11 protein-coding genes are annotated in these 17,205 nt (G+C 48.3%); 2 read left to right on the plus strand and 9 right to left on the minus strand.

Translation table 11 applies throughout. The features are described from left to right. Nucleotides 1-137: 137 nt before the first annotated feature. A complete protein-coding gene (locus KKE17_08330; protein MBU1709994.1) occupies nt 138-1,271 on the minus strand; it encodes a hypothetical protein in 1,134 nt (377 codons plus the stop codon). 322 nt (nt 1,272-1,593) lie between these two features. On the opposite strand from KKE17_08330, the gene KKE17_08335 reads away from it, so the two are divergent. Continuing rightward, the gene (locus KKE17_08335; protein MBU1709995.1) at nt 1,594-2,466 is read left to right on the plus strand and encodes a YitT family protein; all 873 of its coding nucleotides are present in this window, start codon (nt 1,594-1,596) and stop codon (nt 2,464-2,466) included. Nucleotides 2,467-2,492: 26 nt separating this feature from the next. Here KKE17_08335 and KKE17_08340 read toward each other — a convergent pair whose 3' ends face one another. The 7 genes from KKE17_08340 to KKE17_08370 all read right to left on the minus strand — a co-directional run bounded on the left by KKE17_08340 (nt 2,493) and on the right by KKE17_08370 (nt 13,910). Continuing rightward, nucleotides 2,493-3,755: a response regulator gene (locus KKE17_08340; GenBank protein ID MBU1709996.1), complete on the minus strand. Its 1,263-nt coding sequence runs from the start codon at nt 3,753-3,755 to the stop codon at nt 2,493-2,495. Between the two features lie 33 nt (nt 3,756-3,788). Then, entirely contained in the window at nt 3,789-6,482 is a 2,694-nt protein-coding gene (locus KKE17_08345) for a response regulator (GenBank protein MBU1709997.1), read from the minus strand. 16 nt (nt 6,483-6,498) lie between these two features. Then, nucleotides 6,499-6,948: a response regulator gene (locus KKE17_08350; GenBank protein ID MBU1709998.1), complete on the minus strand. Its 450-nt coding sequence runs from the start codon at nt 6,946-6,948 to the stop codon at nt 6,499-6,501. A 32-nt stretch (nt 6,949-6,980) separates the two neighbouring features. After that, nucleotides 6,981-9,002: a sensor histidine kinase gene (locus KKE17_08355; GenBank protein MBU1709999.1), complete on the minus strand. Its 2,022-nt coding sequence runs from the start codon at nt 9,000-9,002 to the stop codon at nt 6,981-6,983. Further along, nucleotides 8,999-10,138 (minus strand): ABC transporter substrate-binding protein, encoded by a 1,140-nt coding sequence (locus KKE17_08360; protein MBU1710000.1) that lies wholly within the window; start codon nt 10,136-10,138, stop codon nt 8,999-9,001. The genes KKE17_08355 and KKE17_08360 overlap by 4 nt, the downstream gene beginning before the upstream one ends. Nucleotides 10,139-10,472: 334 nt before the next feature. Then, a complete protein-coding gene (locus tag KKE17_08365) occupies nt 10,473-13,574 on the minus strand; it encodes a PAS domain-containing protein (GenBank protein ID MBU1710001.1) in 3,102 nt (1,033 codons plus the stop codon). A gap of 99 nt (nt 13,575-13,673) precedes the next feature. Then, nucleotides 13,674-13,910 (minus strand): hypothetical protein, encoded by a 237-nt coding sequence (locus tag KKE17_08370; protein ID MBU1710002.1) that lies wholly within the window; start codon nt 13,908-13,910, stop codon nt 13,674-13,676. A 321-nt stretch (nt 13,911-14,231) separates the two neighbouring features. Here KKE17_08370 and KKE17_08375 point away from each other — a divergent pair, with 321 nt between their 5' ends. Further along, complete coding sequence (locus KKE17_08375; GenBank protein ID MBU1710003.1) at nt 14,232-15,992, plus strand: PAS domain S-box protein; 1,761 nt, start codon at nt 14,232-14,234, stop codon at nt 15,990-15,992. Between the two features lie 47 nt (nt 15,993-16,039). Here KKE17_08375 and KKE17_08380 read toward each other — a convergent pair whose 3' ends face one another. Beyond that, complete coding sequence (locus KKE17_08380; GenBank protein ID MBU1710004.1) at nt 16,040-16,792, minus strand: hypothetical protein; 753 nt, start codon at nt 16,790-16,792, stop codon at nt 16,040-16,042. Nucleotides 16,793-17,205 lie beyond the last annotated feature (413 nt).

The raw sequence follows: 17,205 nt of genomic DNA on the forward strand, positions 1-17,205 counted from the left end.
TGTATAGAAATTCATCGAAAAAGAGAATATCTCATTTCTCGTTAATGAAATATAACTTGAGATGGGGTGCGGGAAAAGGGGGGGCCGAAAAAAGTTCTGGTATGAATTGCGATGTTTACAGGACCATTCGCAATGGCTTATTCCTGGTAATTTGCCCAGATTCTGATGGCCAGCATGTGTCCAAGGCCGGTATTGGAAGTGAAGTAATAGATTTCTTCGTTGACATCGAAGCCCCAGTTAATGGTCACAGTGGTTTCATCGGTTGCGTTAATGTCGCAGTAAATTCTTCCGGCAGTATCCAGATCAAGAGAAGCATCATCCCTGACCTCGTAATTTTTTAAAATGGTGTGTTCGATAACGTATTCGCAGTTCCAGTTCCAGAGCCCGGCATTGCCGGATTGTTGAATCTTGGGGAAGATCGTCGCGGCGTCAAAGGTGCAGGAAAAGAAATCCGCATTGATTGTGCAGGGTAAGCCGTTCTTGGTTCTGGTAAGATGGGAATCAAGGTTGGAGGTCATCTCATCTTCCCACCTGAGGACGGATAAATAATAATAGGGTGGTTCCTGGCGGATCATGGTCTGACTGCCGTCTTTGCTATAGGTGAATACCGGATTGGCGGTAAAGTGCTCACCGGGTAGAAAAGTGGTGGCGGTTGGGTCTGTTCCTCCGGTATCCGGCGGCGTGGTTTCACCCACATAGGTCAGATAGGTGCTGAAATGATTTGTCTGGATAGTCACCCGGTTTGTTTCAGTGTCACGCGAAATAACGGTGAATACTTCCCAGGTTTCCTTTGTCGGGTCGGCATACATGGCTCCGACAGTCAATTCGGAATAACCGGTGCCGTCCACATAGCCGTCGCTGTCGATATCGGCGTATGGCAGAACCAGGGTCACCGGTTTTTCAAATACCAGGTCAGCCGGGCCGAATTTGGCTGAAGACCCCGTGTAAATTAAAGCGTTTGGGAGGCTCCCGACATTGCTGGCACTGGAAATGGTAATTTCCTGCGTAGTCGTGAGGGCGCCCTGGGGCACGATGATTTTTGCGCCGTACAGATCACTTGCAGGATCAGTGACCTCAAGCGAGCCGCCTGCAGGGCCAATGCTGGCGCTGTATTCAGCTGAGCCGGAGGTCGTGTTTTCAGATGTTTGAGCAGGAGGGTCCTGGTCGCCGCCGCCGCAGGAGATCATTGTAAAGCACAAAGAAAGAACAAACACCCGGGTGAGCAGGGATTTCATCTTGGCAAGTCTATAGTTGTTGCATGTAGATTTCATGAATTATCCGGTTGATAAATCGATTCTGAATAATGAGGAGGTTTAAATGCCTGATCGGCATAAAACTGAATTTATTAAATGAATACTATCAAATTAAATGATTCTGTCAGAGAGGAGAAGAAATTAATGATCCGGGAAAATTATTTAATCAAACAGGTCGATTCCGGACTGAAGGGAAAAACTCCTTACGAAGTCAGGGGAGATACGTTAAGCTATGTGTCATCCTGAGTCAGGATGCACACCGTACTTTTCCGACCGCAAAACTCAAGAAATTTTTTTTGAACTACTGCCTATAAGCCGTTATCAGGATACTATTATGCATATGAAGAATAAACCCCAGGCGCTTTTTCTTTCACCCCAACAGTTGTTGCGGGATATCATTTTATTTCCTGTTGGCAGCGCCCTTTGCGCTATCGCCATCAACGGCATTCTGATTCCGCAGGATTTCGTCACCGGCGGCATTACCGGCGTCTCACTGATAATCCATAAATTCATGCCGGGGGTCAACGTCGGCTGGATTTATCTGATTCTCAACGTGCCGCTGTTTACCCTGGCCTGGATGGCGGTGGGGCGGCGCTTCTTTGTTTACAGCATTTTCGGCACCCTTTCTCTGACCCTTGCCATCGCATTTGTTCAGGTCAACATTAATCTGGAAGACAGGATGCTGAATGCCTTGCTTGCTGGTCTGATTCTTGGGGCAGGAGCCGGGATTTGTCTGAGAACATCCGGATCGCAGGGCGGCACGGATATTCTCTCGGTCATGCTCCTGAAGCGGTTTTCCATAAGTATGGGGACTACGATTCTGGCGATTAATGCCATGGTTTTACTGCTGATATCAGTCTATTATTCCATAGAAAGCGTGCTCTATACGCTGATTATTCTCTATGTCAGTTCCCGGGTGATTAATATAGTGGTTACCGGCCTCAGCCAGCGGAAGGCGGTGTTTATCATTTCAGCGCAATGGGAAGAAATATCGCAGGAGATTCTCAAGGACATCAGGCGCGGGGTGACGATTATCAAAGGGGAGGGCGGCTATACCAGGAAGGAGGAACATATCCTTTACGCGGTAATTACTTTTACAGAAATCGGTCAACTCAAACGACTGGTTCACAATATCGACCCAACGGCGTTTATCGTGATCAGCGATACCCTGGAGGTGTCAAACTACCGGATCGGAAACCAGCCGCACTGGTAGCTAAACAGGCTGGACCGTCATGAAATTTACTGCTGACAGGGAATTCTCAAGGTAAAAGTTGAACCTTTCCCTTCTTCACTCTCCAAGAATATCTCGCCATTATGTTTGGCAACAATTTCCTTGATGATGCTCAGTCCCAGGCCGGTGCCGACCCCGTCTTCCTTGGTGGTGAAGAATGGTTCGAAGATTTTTTCCTGGATCGATTTCGGCATGCCGCAGCCGGTATCGGTGATCGACACAAGCACTGCATCGCCGTCCTTACGGGTGGTGATGGTTATCGTCCCCTGATCTTTAATGGCATGGGCGGCGTTGACCAGGAGATTCATGAACACCTGGCCGAGTTGGTTCGGGAAACATTCAACCTGCGGCAGGTCGCCGTAGTTCTTTTCAACGGTTGCTTTGTACTTCAACTCGTTCCAGGCGACGGTGAGGGCGTTTTCCATGCAGTCGTTGATGTTGACGGGGCGCGAAGTATCCTGTTCTTTGCGGCAGAATGATTTGAGCCCCTCGACAATCTTCTTGATTCGCTCAACTCCCTCCAGGCACTCGGAGATTATGTCCCGGGCATCCTCCATGGCGAAATCGATTTTGAGTTTTTTCCTGGCCTGGCGCAGTTCGGTTATCTTTTCAGCGGGCAGGTCCTGAACCGTCTGGTCCTGCATCTCGATAAATTCGGAAAACTTGTCGAGATACTTGTTCATGGTGCCGAGATTGCTGCCGATATAACCGGTGGGGTTTTTTATTTCGTGGGCCACGCCTGCGGCAAGATGGCCGATGGTGGCAAGCTTTTCCTGCTGGATCAGCTGCTCCTGGGAGGATTGCAGCTCCTTGTATGCCTTCCGGAGTTCAAAGGTCCGTTCATCCACCAGGCGTTCGAGTTCAATCTGGTATTCTCTGTTCTCAATTTCAAGCTTACGCAGTCGGAGGGCGTTTTTCACATTGATGATGACCTCCATCTGCTCAATGGGCTTGATTATATAACCATACGCACCATTTTTAAGGGCCTGGAAAATAATCTCCCTGTCATCCACTCCTGAAACCATAATTATTGCAATATCAGGGTATTTATCCCGTATTATTTCTTGAAGTTGCAAACCATTCATTTCCGGCATTTCGACATCCAGCAAAATGAGGGCAAAATCATCCTCTGCAAGAAGAGCCTGTGCGTCATTTCCACTGTTCACCGTCCGGCAGGAATAGCTTTCCTTTTCAAGCAAACGCGACAACAAGTCACAGAGCTGCTGCTCATCGTCGACAATTAAAATACTTTCGCTTGCTGTAATAGACATATGATGTTTCTCCTGCATCGGTGGTTGTTCAAATCAGGATTCAACCGTACCATCAAGGACCATTCTGACCTTGTTTGCAAGAATCTTCTGGCTGAATGGTTTCTGTACAAAATGTATTCCTTGGGCCAGCACACCGCGGTGAACAATTATATCTGCCGTATATCCAGACATGAAAATGGTTTTGATTTCAGGCTTAATAGCTTCAACTTTTTCCATCAACTCCCTGCCGTTCATGGTGGGCATCACCACATCAGTCAGAAGCAGGTGTATTGGCTTATCGTATTTTTCAACAAGCAGGCAGGCCTCATCTGGAGTGGCCGCCATGAGGGTGGTATAGCCGAGCGTGCTCAGTATTCTGCCTGCTAATTGAAGAATCTGAATCTCATCCTCGACGATCAGTACTGTCTCAGTGCCGTTTAAATGTTCTATGCCGGTGGACACTGTAGTTTCATCCACAGCACCTGAAAATTTTGGCAGGTATATTTTGAAGGTTGTGCCCTTTCCTGGTTCACTGTACACATTCATGAATCCATTGCTTTGCTTGACGATCCCGAATACGGTGGAAAGGCCGAGTCCGGTTCCCTTTCCTTCCGCTTTGGTGGTATAGAAAGGTTCAAAGATATGTTCCTTGATATCGTCATCCATGCCGACACCGCTATCACTGAAGGATAGCATCACAAAGTCACCGGGGATGAAGCCTTGATGCATCTGACAATATGATTTATCCAGCGACATATTGGCGGTTTCCACGATTATTTTTCCAACTCCATGAATGGCGTCACGGGCGTTGACCGCCAGATTGGTGATAATCTGATCAAACTGAGAAGGATCGATTGAAACATTCCAGAGATCGGCAGCGGAAATAATCTGGAGATCAAGATCCTCACCCACAAGCCGTCCCAGCATCTTCTGGGAGAATTCCAGCAGGTCGTTTAGATTCAGCACCTTGGGGTTGATGGTCTGTTTTCTGGCAAAAGCCAGTAACTGCCGTGTCAGTTCCGCCGAACGTTTTCCGGCCTTTAAAATTTCCTGGATGTCCTTGTAAAGCGGATCAACGGGATTGAGGCTGCACAAAGATATCTCGGCATAGCCGTTTATGACGCTCAGCATATTATTGAAATCATGGGCTATGCCGCCGGCAAGCGTGCCAACGGCCTCCATCTTCTGCGCCTGGAGTAACTGCTTTTCGCTTTCCAGTAAATTTTCTTCGGCCCACCTGCGGGCAAGGCTCACGGCAATGTTTGCAGTCAGACCTTCGAGGAATTCAATCATTTCAACAGTGAAAATATCCCTGCGGTGGTCGCTCAACTGGAGAAGACCCACGGTTTCTGTTTGGATCTGAAAAGGGATTAGTGCCATGGATTCGTAACCCATACTATCGAAGCAGTTTTGCATGCGATCCAGCTGAGATATTTCTGTGTTCGAGGCAAGGAGATGGCTGATACTGTTCGTCCAGAAGCTGCCGCCCCTGGTGAAAAACGGCTGTGTTGGGTCGGTTCTGCCGCTGATGACATAGCCGCACATGCATTCAAGGATTGCCTTACCCTGGTTATCACGAAGAATGCCTCCGTCCTGATCTTGGGCGCAAAGCTCGTTTTCCATATCGACAAATTCCTGCGAAAAACCTGTTGTCTGGTAATAGGGGAAATTCTCGCCATCTTTCAGGCGAATTCCAACAGCTTCGGCGCCGGTGAATTTTCTGATCAGCTTTATGACCTCATGGATAGCCTCCAGTTGCCTGGTGGGCTGGTTCAGGATGGCCAGGACCTGAATCGCGTCCGCCTGCTGATTCTTTTCAATCAGAAGCTCATTTATACTTTTTGCCTGTTCCAGCCTGGCCTTGAGTACCGGAGAAACAATGCTACCGATAATTTCCAGCATTGCCACATCGTTCTCGGTGTAGGCGGTTTTTTTGTTGGCAACCTGAAAGAGTCCGATCACTTCGCCGTTCAGTTGGATGGGCATGGAAATATGGCGCTTTATTTTAATGTGCCCTTTTGGAGTGTGGCTGGATTTCTCGTTGGAATAGTTGGATTTCTTTTCCCGGATTGCCCGGGGAAAGCTGCTATCTCCCCAGGTTTCTATTGGAAAGACAATTTGCTTGTTCGAGATTCGGCATTGATCCCAGACGTGCCTGGTCATTGACGGAGCAACCAGGTCGCCCGCCGCATTGATGTATCCGAACACTCCGTACGGACTTTTCATTGTTTCAAGTACGGCATCCAATACATCGGCATACATTTCATCATTCGGTTTGGTGAGGAAAATCTCATTGATTTTATTGCGGATTTCCAGCTGCTGTTCGCTCCTGGTGAGTTTTTGTTCTGTTGTCAGTTCCCTGATAGCCCTTTTCAGAATTCTGGGCAGCAAATTGATGAACTTGGCGTCCTTGATCAGGTAATCTCTGGCGCCGAATTTCATCATTTCCACAGCTATCTTTTCGTCGCCATGGCCGGTCATGATGATAAAGGGAACTTTTTTTTGCTCGGCGATGAGCCTTGTCACGACATCTTTGCCCGTCATATCCGGCAGCAGATAATCCAACAGCATGAAGCCCTGAAACCCATCAAGCATCCTGGTTATCGCCTCCTTGCCGGTATGGACGCCCTCGGCCTGTAGATCGGCTTTGCGCAGGATTTTGACGATTAAATGATTCAGGCCTTCGTCATCTTCAACCACTAAGATCGGTAGACTGTTATCCTCGTAAATTTTTATGGTGTTTTCCATTGCAACTCTTCCAAGCCTATTTGTTTTTGCCGTTAATGTGGGGGATCTCAACAACCAACAGAAAAAGCCCCAGTTGCTTGATTGCCTCGACAAACTTATTGGAATCAACGGGTTTGGTTATATAATTGCTGCAACCCAGACTGTGGCAGAGATTCACCTCCTGCGGATCATCCGTGGTGGTCACCATGATCACCGGTATTTTGCGCAATTCCTTGTCTGCCTTAATTTGTTTTAAAACCTCAATGCCGTCGATTTTCGGCATTCGGATATCCAGGAGCAGCAAGTAGGGAGTATCTGGTTCTCTCTGAGGTCCATTCCCCTTTCTGAATAGAAAATCCAGCACCTCCTGGCCATCCTTGAAATGCAGGATGGTATTATTGATTCCCGCCCGTTTCAGGTTTTTCTGGATAAGGGCGGCGTGGCCCTCATCGTCATCTGTTATAATGACTGTCATTTCTTTTTTCATGTTTTGTGCTCCTGATTTGTATCGAAGGACTTCTAGCCTATCTCTTGTCCCGGTAATTCCACATAAAAGCTGCTGCCTTTTCCAGGTTCCGACTCCAGCCATACCTTGCCATCCTGTCTTTCGAGAATACGGCTGATGATATTCAGGCCTAAACCCTCGCCTGAACTTGCGGCGGGATTGAGTCGGTGGAACAGTTCAAATATCTTATTCTGATGTTCGGCAGCAATGCCGATGCCGTTATCTGTCACGCAGTAAACGGCACGCCCATTCTTAATCTGCCCGGAAAGACTGATTCGACCAGGGCGATCCGGATCAAAATATTTTAAGGCGTTATCAATAATGTTTGAGAAAACCTGGTTGAGCTGGTCTGCATCTCCTCTGCACGGCGGGAGCGGGCTTAGGTCAACAATTACCCCGGAGGCATTGATCTGGTATTCAACTGATGCGAGGACATCCTTCATCAATCTGTCCATGTCGCAATCCTCTATGTCGAGAATAGCGCGGCCAAGGCGCGACAGGCCCAAGAGACCGGCAAGCAGCGCATCCATTTTGTCGATGCTTTTCTGGATGTATTTAAGGGATTCAGGGATATCTTCCAGCAGTAACGGGGCAACCTTCTTTTTTGCTTCTTCCCCGGAAATTTCTCCGTCCTCGTAAACATCCACAAGCTCCTTAATGGCGTTCTCGAGTTCCTTGCTGAACCCCTGCACATTAACCAGAGGCGAACGCAGGTCATGGGAGGTGACGTAGACGATCTGTTCCAGTTCCATGTTTTTTCTGGTGATTTCGGCGGTGAGCTTTGTCCGTTCTTTTTCCACCTGTTTACGTTGGGCTATTTCTGTCTCTAACTCGTCCCGGGAAGCAGTAATATTTTTAAGGTTCCGGGTCATTTCATTGAAGGAGTGGGCCAGTTGGCCAACTTCATCAGTGGTATCTAGTTCTATTTTATGAGCCAGGTCTCCTTTGCCGATCCGTTCAACCCCCTCACGTAACTTGGACAGGGAACGGATAATGGTTTGCGAAATAAAAAATGCAAGCAGAAGTCCCAGCAGAATCAATATCAGGGTAGTAATAACAATTTTGTTTCGCAGGGAACGGGCTGGTGCCATAACCTCATCCAGGTCATTTTCCACCATCAGTATCCAACCTGACCCGGGATAATGCTTATACCCCTTGGACCTGGAGAAGGAATACAGTTTTTCCTTGTTCCCCTGGGAAATGCCTGCGAATGAATTATCTTTCCCCTGCAGCCGGTTAAAATATTTCCAGGAGGAAAAATCCTCCATGAACCGGTACGGTCTGGTTCTGTAAATGACTCTGCCGTCCGAGGTAAGTAGCGTAATCTGGGAGGTTTTGTAATGTTTGGTGGCAAGCTCTACTGAGCGGATTTTCGCCTTAATATCTATTTCCGTCTTAAGCATTCCAAAAAAATTGTTTGTGTCATCAACGATACGGAAAGATACCGGAATCCCTTGGGTATGCGAAATTTTATTCATACCCCCCAGTTCTTCGATGTACATCTCCTGCTGTTTCGATTCCTGCCACCATGTCTCTGTATCGTGCCGGAAGTGGTCGATCTGGTCGGTTTGGGCGATACTTGCGCCATATCGGTTGGTTATCAGAATATTGGCCAGACTCCGATTGCCATCCTTGGTTTCGTGAAAGGTTATAAACTCATCCCGGAGTTCATTGGCCAGGTCGTTGGACATCAGTTCCTGCTGCACAGTATTTGCCATATCGCTGGAAGCTCCAGTCCATTGACTTTCCATTTCAGCAAGATAATCTTCAATGTTCTCCAGCTGTTCAAACCGGGTGTTTGATGCTGCGACAATCGAGATTACCCAGTTGCGCCTGGTGGCAGCCCCAACTTCCATAATCTTGTCGTGAATGCTCTGATCAATCCTTTTCATGATCCCTTCAGCTTCAAAAACAGCCTCCCTGCCCACATTTTCTAACAGGGATTTGCTGTTCATGGAGGATATATGAAAACCAAGGGCTGCGGTCAAGGCCAGCACAAGCAGAAACCCGGCATATAATTTTGTGCTTATCTTCATCTATAATTTTTTCTGAGAAAAGTTAAGTTGCCGTCCTGAATTCGGGTGGGATGGAGAGGCAACAGAATCTCCTGGCCACCGGGCTCAAGTTCCTGATAGCCCAGAACTCCTGAATACATAAAGCCCTGGTCAAGTATGTGCTTGATGTTCCTGCGCGAAACCTCCTGCTCATCAATCAACCCGGCAAAAATTTTAACAAAATCGTACCCATTGGCGGCATTGTGGCTGAATGGTTTGTTGTATGTGGATTCGAATTTTTCCTGGAAATCTCTGGCAAATTGATAATTCGGATTGTAAACAATGGGAGCCAAAACGTAGACTCCTTCAGCTTCAGGGAGAGTTGTGACCTTTGGATTGGCGCCGCCGCTGGGTGTTATAATAATCCCCTGATAATTCGCTTGCCGGAGTTGTCTGATCCCCATGGCAACGTGCTTAACGAAGCCGGCCAGATAAACGGCCTGCATCCCTTGCACGGCTTCAATCTGGGGGGTCATGTCCTGAACATCATTCTGAAAGACGGTTTTTATTATCTTTACGCCCGTATCGGCCAGATTTTTTTCAAGTGCTTCCACCACGGAGTTACCGTAGGGGTCATCCAGGTTGAATATTCCAAGGGACTGCACTTTTAATTCACTGAGCAGACGCTGCGCCACTCTGCCCTCTTCCCCGGCAGTAATGAAATGTCGGTATACCCACTCATTTTTGATGAATTCAGGTGCCGAGGTGTTCAGGCCAACCAGCACTACCTGATGCTTGGCTGCCAAGGGTGCCAGTGCTATACTGACATTGCTGTGGGTGGAAACATAGAGCACCGGTTTTTTACTGCCGTTCTCAAGACGTTCAAAGGCCGCTTTAGCCTCTTCAGGATCTGTTTTGGAATCTTCGATAAGCAATTCGATTTTACGGCCGTTTACACCACCCTGGGAGTTAATCTCGTCAACTGCCAGGAGCATGGCATCCCGCAGGTCCACCAGGTGGCTGCCATAGCCCGAGAGCGAGATGATGGCGCCGATTTTGATCGTCTCTTTTTCCCTTGACTGGAAAAGCAAGAAAATCACGACAAGTAGGGCCGCGAAGAACAGGCCGAGAAAAAGTATGTTTTTTTTTGGGGGCCTGTTTCGATCAGCCAGGTTCATAATCTTTCCTCTATCCGGATTTCCGCCGAACGCTTACCGCTCCGTTATTACATGTCCGGGTGCCGATAGAGGATTCCGCCTCGCATCATGCATCCCGGTGTAAGCAACCTGCGGATTCAGTTTTAAAGTGTCTGATATAGGCGTGACATTATCCGAGGGAATACTGAATAAAGTTATTGCTCACATAAAGTAGTTTTCAACCTTACTGGTAATGTTAGGATTACAGGAGAAACAAAGTCAAGAAATTATAAACAACAATGATAGGGAAGATGACAAGGTAGAAGGCAGGCCCGGGATCATGATGGGTTGGTAGAGGCAATGTATTTCGTGAATTTCAGACCGGAATGATTTGCGCCCAATGCAGAACGCCGTCGGTGAGTTGCGTGGGGATCTGTACATACACCGTGGTTCCCAGCCCTGGCTGTGAGTCGATGGCAACGTTGCCGCCGATGAGGGTAGCCCGCTCCTTCATGCCGGTTACCCCGAGTCCCTCGGATTCTTCAAGCTTCTGCATGTCAAAGCCCTGGCCGTTATCCTGAATCGCCAGGGTTAAAGCCCCTTCCTGGTATCTCAGCGCCACATCCACCTGGGTTGCCCCGGAATGCCTGGTGACGTTGGTCAGCGCCTCCTGGGTAATCCGGTAGGCCGCGGTTGCAATGGCGTCGCTTACCTGGGGCACCTCATTATGGGAAAAGGTGCAGGAGAATTCGCTGCGCTTTTCCAGATCATTGGTGAGCCATTCAAGGGCATCGATAAGGCCAAGATCATCAAGAACGCCGGGGCGGAGGCGCGTGGCCATGCCGCGCACCTCGTCGATGGTCTTATCAATGAGTTCGGTCATCGACTGTGCCCGTTCCGAGCCTGGGTTGTCGGCGTTTTGCAGGCGGTTCTGAATCCATTTTGAGTCCAGGCGCAGGGCGGTGAGGATCTGGCCCAGTTCATCATGGAGTTCCCTGGCAATGGCGCTGCGCTCTTTTTCCTGGCTGTCCATGATGCTTCCGGAAAGGCGCCGGAGCTGGCTTTCGGCTTTTTTGAGAGCCGTGATGTCCGTTGAAATGCCGCAGATGCCGTTGATCATGGTTGCATGGTCATACAGGGGAAATTTTACTGAAAGATAATAGTGGAGGCCGTCATCCTGGGGTATTGTTTCTTCCATCTGGCACAGCCGGTTTTCCGCAAGGGCCAGCCGGTCGTTTGTCCAGAACTGGGTGGCAATTTCCGCTGCAAAAATTTCATGGTCTGTTTTGCCGATTGTTTCTTCGGCCTTAACATTGAATATTTTTGTAAACTGCTGGTTTATGAGGATATATTTACCCTCGGTGTCTTTGAGGTAGATGATTGCCGAGGTATTGTCCAGTATCGCCTGCAAGCGTTCCTCGCTGTCCCGTAATGCTTCTTCGGAGAGCTTCCTCTGCCGGATCTGATCTTTGAGTTGAATAAGCTTTTCCTGGAGTTCTTCGGCATGGGTTGTAATCAGATTTTCCCGGTCCTTGTAATAATCAACTTTTTTCTTCAGATCCTCAGGAGTAAGGCTTAACGATGCAAGAATCTCGCCGTATGCGTCCTGCAGGGCCTTGGTTTCCGCAGGAGTGAAGATTATTTTCCGTTTCAGGGCGTTATAAGCGGCGGCGCTGCCGATTGTGCCGGCAAGGGATTTTTCAACCGCATTACAGAGATCCGCAAGATTGAGAACCGAGATCGTTTCGCTGTTTTTTATTTTTACCTGTGCCATGCATTTCTTAAGCATTGATCCTGCTTCACGGACCGGGAAATACTGACAGAGCAGGGCGTTGATGATCACCTTTTTTTCTTCAAGATCAACATAGGAAGTCTGCTCGTAAGTCGGGCTCACCGAGGTTCCCAGGGACAGGACATCGACAAAATTGTCGGCCTGGCGTTTTTCTTCATCCTTGACGCCACAGCATAATGAGCCAAGAACATAGAGGCCAATATTAAAGAACATCGACCAGAGAACCGCGTGACTCATGGTATCCAGTCCGGAAAGTCCGAAGAGCTGTTCAGGATTCAGGATGCCGATTCCCCACGGGCCGCTTTCCAGCCACTGGGTGTTGGCCCAGCCGCTTTTAACAAAGGAAGGAACTATCAGTGTATGAATCCAGAGGATTAATCCGGCACCTAAGCCGAGCATGGCGCCATATTTATTGCCGCGACGCCAGAAGATGCCGCCAAGGATCACCGGCGCGAATTGCAGAGCGGCGGTAAAGGAAATTATTCCCATGCGGACCAGGGAAAAAGACGGGCCGACGATGCGTTCGAACCAGTAGCTGCTCAATATGATCATTCCAACTGCCACCCAGCGGGAACCAAGAAGATGCCTGCGAAGAAAAGAGAGTTCGTGGGCGAGGTCGATAACCGGTAATAAGAGATGATTGGTACACATGGTGGAAAGGGTCATGGCGCTGATCATGATCATGCTGGTCGCCGCGGAAAAACCGCCGATGAAAACCGCCAGAGCCAGCCAGGGCTTGTCGTAATGGAGCGGTATGGCAAGAACATAGGTGTCTGCGTCCTGAATCGGCAGTCCGGTGAGAATCCCTGCCTTGGCAATGGGCAGAACAAAAATGTTTATCAGGAACATGTAAAGCGGGAAAAGCCACATGGCGGTGCGGATATGGTTTTCGTCGGAATTTTCAACCACGGAAATATGGAATTGCCGGGGCAGGAACATGATCGCCGACATGCTGAGAATCATATAGGTTGCCCAGGTGATAACCGAAGGGTTGTTGTCCTGGCCACTGGTAAGATCAACCTGTTCGATGCGATGAAAATGCTCGAAAATGTCTTCGAATCCATTAAAGACGAAATAGGTTATGAAAATTCCCACAGCAAGAAAGGTGACAAGTTTTACCAGGGATTCCACGGCAACCACGACGACGATGCCCTGGTGCCTTTCCGTGGGATCCAGGCGTCTGACCCCGAAGATGATAGTGAAAACGGTCATCAGGGCGACGACGATTGGCCCGACATTGTCGCCAATCCATGAAAAGGCCGGTCCGGTTGACGTGGTGATGATTGCAAAGGTGTTGATCACCGCCTTGAGCTGCAGGGCGATATAGGGCACGGTGCCCACCAGGGCGATGATTGTTGCCAGGGCGGCAAGCAGTTGTGATTTGCCGTAGCGTGCGGCAATAAAGTCGGCGATGCTGGTTATGTGCTGGCTGTTTTTGAGCCGCACCAGTTTCCTTAAGATTGTCCACCAGAGGATGATCATCAGGGTGGGACCCAGGTAAATCGTCAGGAAGAACATCCCTGAGGTGGCGGCGTTGCCCACACTTCCGTAATAGGTCCAGGTGGTGCAGTAGATTGCCAGTGAAAGGGAGTAGACAAGGGGGTGGTTTCCCCTTGCGCCTCCTGAAACGGATCTTCGCTCAACCCATAGGCCGATCAGGAAAAGGAAGCCGATATACAGAAACATCACGCTTATGATGGTTGCGGAATGAAACAATGTTTGCCGTCAGGGGATGATTTTTCTCTCAGACTGAGCGGGACTATTAGAATCCATGGGCAAGCCCGGTCACTTTTCAGTTTGATGAGTTTTTTTGTTGTTAACGTTTGAGGTTGTCAGAACCCGGCTGATGAAAAATTGGATCAGGATGGCGATGCCCCAGACCAGAAAGAGAAAGAAAAACATCCGGTCCGGATGGATCTGATTATCGCCACGCAGAATAGGCAGAAAAAAGAGGAACAGGCAGCAGAAGAACAGCAGGACGTGAAATTCTTTTTGTCCAAGCAGGGTTGACAGGCGTTTCATCAGGATATTCCCTTCCAATTATTTGATAATTTTTTATGAGTATAAAGAAAAAGAACTTTTTTGGAAAGGTATATTCTAACTTCCTGTAATCAAAGATTATTTGTGATTGAGAGGATGGGGGCAACCGCTCTGCTTATTAAGGGGAGTAAGGTTTTTTAAGTTTTGTTCCGAAGGATGGAATCGCCAGGGAAATGGTCAGGATCATTGACAGGGATGTTTGGGTATTCTATTATCCTGACAATTTCAATTGTCAGTGTTTTTGGTGGAGGCGTCCCACAATGAAACTTCAAGGATAGCATTCAGTCATAGCGGGGAGATACCATGGCAGCAATCAAAAGAATTCACGGGTACACCCTGACTCTGATGTTCTTATGGACTGCCCTTGCGGCAGCGTCCCTGTGGTGGGGTGTTTCCCAGCATCATCATGAGGCAAGCACCGTGGCCCGGACGGAAGCCGCAGCCTATTTCAACAAGGACAATGCTATCCGTTTGTGGGCGGCATCGCACGGCGGCGTTTATGTGCCCGCTGACGAGCATACCCTTCCAAGCCCATATCTGGCGCATATGGCTGATCGGGACATCAGCAAACCCTCGGGAGAGCAATTAACCCTCATGAGTCCTGCCTATATGATCAGACAGATGAATGAAGATTTCTCGGCGCTCTATGGGGTCAGCAGTCATATCACCAGTTTGAATCCACTTCGACCTGAAAATGTTCCGGACCACTGGGAAAAAAAGGCTCTTCTGGCATTTGCGCAGGGAGAGACCGAGGTTGTCGAAATGATCGAAAAAGATGGGAAATCCTATCTAAGATTGATGCGCCCCCTTGAAAACAGGGATGAATGTCTGAAATGTCATGCTGAATACAACGAGGGTGAGATCAACGGTGGTATTTCAGTCTCATTGCCCATGGAACATATTGAGAAATATTTTACAGCCCATGATTATGTGATGACCACGGGTTATGTACTGTTGTGGATCATGGGAATGGGCGGGCTTCTGTATGCGCAACAGAAAATAGCCCAGAAAGTCAGGGAACGGGATATCGCTGAAATACTCTCGGCGGAGAGTGAAAACAAGTATAAAATGATCGTTGAGAATCAAAGCGATCTGGTGGTTAAATTCGACAATCAAAACCGTTTGCTCTATGTGAGCCCATCATATCTCAAGACATTCGGCAGGAATGCAGAAGAATTGCTCGGCAATGAATTCATGCCGCTTGTCCATGAGGATGATCGTGAAAAGATCAAAGAATCACTTAAAGGTGTATTTTTCCCGCCATACACAACCCAGCATGACGAGAGAGCGATGACCCTGGACGGCTGGAGATGGTTCAGCTGGTCGGTGCGCGGTATTCCGGATAATAAAGGTGGAGTAAAGGAAATAATCGGCGTCGGACGTGACATTACCCATCGCAAGGAAATTGAGAATTCCCTGAAGCAGAGCGAGGAAAAATTCCGCACGGTTTCGGACTTTACCTATGCCTGGGAATACTGGATGGACACCGAGGGTAATCTCATGTATGTGTCGCCGTCCTGTAAACGGATATCCGGGTATGAGCCTGAGGATTTCCTCAAGAATAAGAAGCTTTTTGAGTCAATAATACTTCCGGACGATCGGCAGAAATTTAAAGAGCATATTGAAAAAGAACTTGATTCTGTGGATGTCTGCACCAGGACGTTCCGGATAATCACCATGAGCGGCGAGACGCGCTGGATCAGCCATATCTGCCAGCCGGTTTATAATGCTGCGGGTGAATGCGTCGGACGGCGGGCCAGCAACCATGACATTACCGAACGCAAACAGGTGGAGGAAGAGCGCGAACAGCTTATCCAGAAACTTAAAGAAGCCCTGGACAAGGTCAAGGTTTTGAGCGGTTTTCTGCCGATCTGCTCCTCCTGTAAGATGATCCGTGATGATAAGGGGTACTGGAACCAGATCGAATCCTATATCCGCGACCATTCCGAGGCCCAGTTCAGCCACAGCATCTGCCCGGACTGCGCCAGGAAATTATATCCTGATATTGATCTTTATGATGCGGATGGCAAGGTGAAAAAATCAGGTCCGGATGATGATAAATAACAGGCACACAAATAATTTATCGGTTCAATCGTTTGTGGAAAAAGATTTTACCTGGGCCCCTGGATGCTGGGGGCTTGTCGGTGGGAAAATATATTCTTGAACTCTATGCCATGAAGTGAATAGGCCGCCCGGATAATTTTTGTAAGGGCAGGCTTAATTTCAGCAAAGGGCTTTAAGGAAGGAATCAGCGGCAGAAACTGTTCCACAGGAAGGGGCAGGTCAATGCGCATTTTCTGTTCCAGTGCCGCCGCCATTCCGACCTCCATGCCGCCTTCAATAACGCTGGATGCCGCGGGAGTCCCAAGCTGGCGCAGGAATCCCAAGATCGCGCACAAGTCGTTTTGTTTATAAAAGAGGCGGATTTCTTCCGCTATGGTTTCCTGGTAGGTCTGTAGTTCCTCAATATGTTGTCTGTACAATTCGACGTGGGCGTCAAGCCGTTCATAGCAGTCATAGATAAAGTTCTCAAATCGTCCCGCCTGGGTAAAACCCCGGAAACGGACCCCTTCAAAAACTCTCTTTTCAAAAGCGGAAGATTCGGTGAGTGATGGATCGTAGAACAGTTTTTGTTCAAGGCCGATAATTGAAAAAAAGGCATGGATGAGTTTTTCATCGAGGAGCAGAATATAGAGGCGGATCAGATCGAAACTGATGCGTTTTTCCAGGATGAATGAATGCTGTCTGATCTGTTGTTCAAGATCGATTTTGTCTTGTTCGATGATTTTTCTGAATCCGAAATAGCGGTCGGCAATTTCCTTTTTTATCTGGATTGTCATTATATCGGAGATGTTGGAACCCATGATGTCGCCTCATGAATATAGGAGAAAGCATTTACATTATATGCTATATAGATAAATCCGGCTATCAGCAAAATAAACCTAGAGATGCACCGTTGTCTGCCCGGAAAATATCATTTTTAAAGTATAATCTGCGGATTACGTCTTTGGCTGCATGGTAATTTTACCCTTGCAACTTGGAGGTTTATTGGTATTTTAGCGTTGCACTGCTGAAAAGGAGTTGACCAGAAAAATATTTTTTCGGTTTTATCAATATAAGGAGTTACATGATGGATTACAGGGCGACACTGAATCTGCCCCAGACAAATTTTAAAATGAAGGCCAACCTTGCGCAGAAGGAGCCTGAGTTTCTCAAAAAATGGGATCAGGAAAATCTCTATGGCCGGGTAATGGCGGCAACTGCTTCAAGGCCTGTC

The organism is Pseudomonadota bacterium (assembly GCA_018823135.1).
Classification (GTDB): domain Bacteria; phylum Desulfobacterota; class Desulfobulbia; order Desulfobulbales; family CALZHT01; genus JAHJJF01.

What these genes read in the sequence shown, in the direction of transcription:
- KKE17_08330 (MBU1709994.1), bottom strand. Translation starts at nt 1,271, where the DNA reads ATGAAATCTACATGCAACAACTATAGACTTGCCAAGATGAAATCCCTG.
- KKE17_08335 (MBU1709995.1), top strand. Translation starts at nt 1,594, where the DNA reads ATGAAGAATAAACCCCAGGCGCTTTTTCTTTCACCCCAACAGTTGTTG.
- KKE17_08340 (MBU1709996.1), bottom strand. Translation starts at nt 3,755, where the DNA reads ATGTCTATTACAGCAAGCGAAAGTATTTTAATTGTCGACGATGAGCAG.
- KKE17_08345 (MBU1709997.1), bottom strand. Translation starts at nt 6,482, where the DNA reads ATGGAAAACACCATAAAAATTTACGAGGATAACAGTCTACCGATCTTA.
- KKE17_08350 (MBU1709998.1), bottom strand. Translation starts at nt 6,948, where the DNA reads ATGAAAAAAGAAATGACAGTCATTATAACAGATGACGATGAGGGCCAC.
- KKE17_08355 (MBU1709999.1), bottom strand. Translation starts at nt 9,002, where the DNA reads ATGAAGATAAGCACAAAATTATATGCCGGGTTTCTGCTTGTGCTGGCC.
- KKE17_08360 (MBU1710000.1), bottom strand. Translation starts at nt 10,138, where the DNA reads ATGAACCTGGCTGATCGAAACAGGCCCCCAAAAAAAAACATACTTTTT.
- KKE17_08365 (MBU1710001.1), bottom strand. Translation starts at nt 13,574, where the DNA reads ATGTTTCTGTATATCGGCTTCCTTTTCCTGATCGGCCTATGGGTTGAG.
- KKE17_08370 (MBU1710002.1), bottom strand. Translation starts at nt 13,910, where the DNA reads ATGAAACGCCTGTCAACCCTGCTTGGACAAAAAGAATTTCACGTCCTG.
- KKE17_08375 (MBU1710003.1), top strand. Translation starts at nt 14,232, where the DNA reads ATGGCAGCAATCAAAAGAATTCACGGGTACACCCTGACTCTGATGTTC.
- KKE17_08380 (MBU1710004.1), bottom strand. Translation starts at nt 16,792, where the DNA reads ATGGGTTCCAACATCTCCGATATAATGACAATCCAGATAAAAAAGGAA.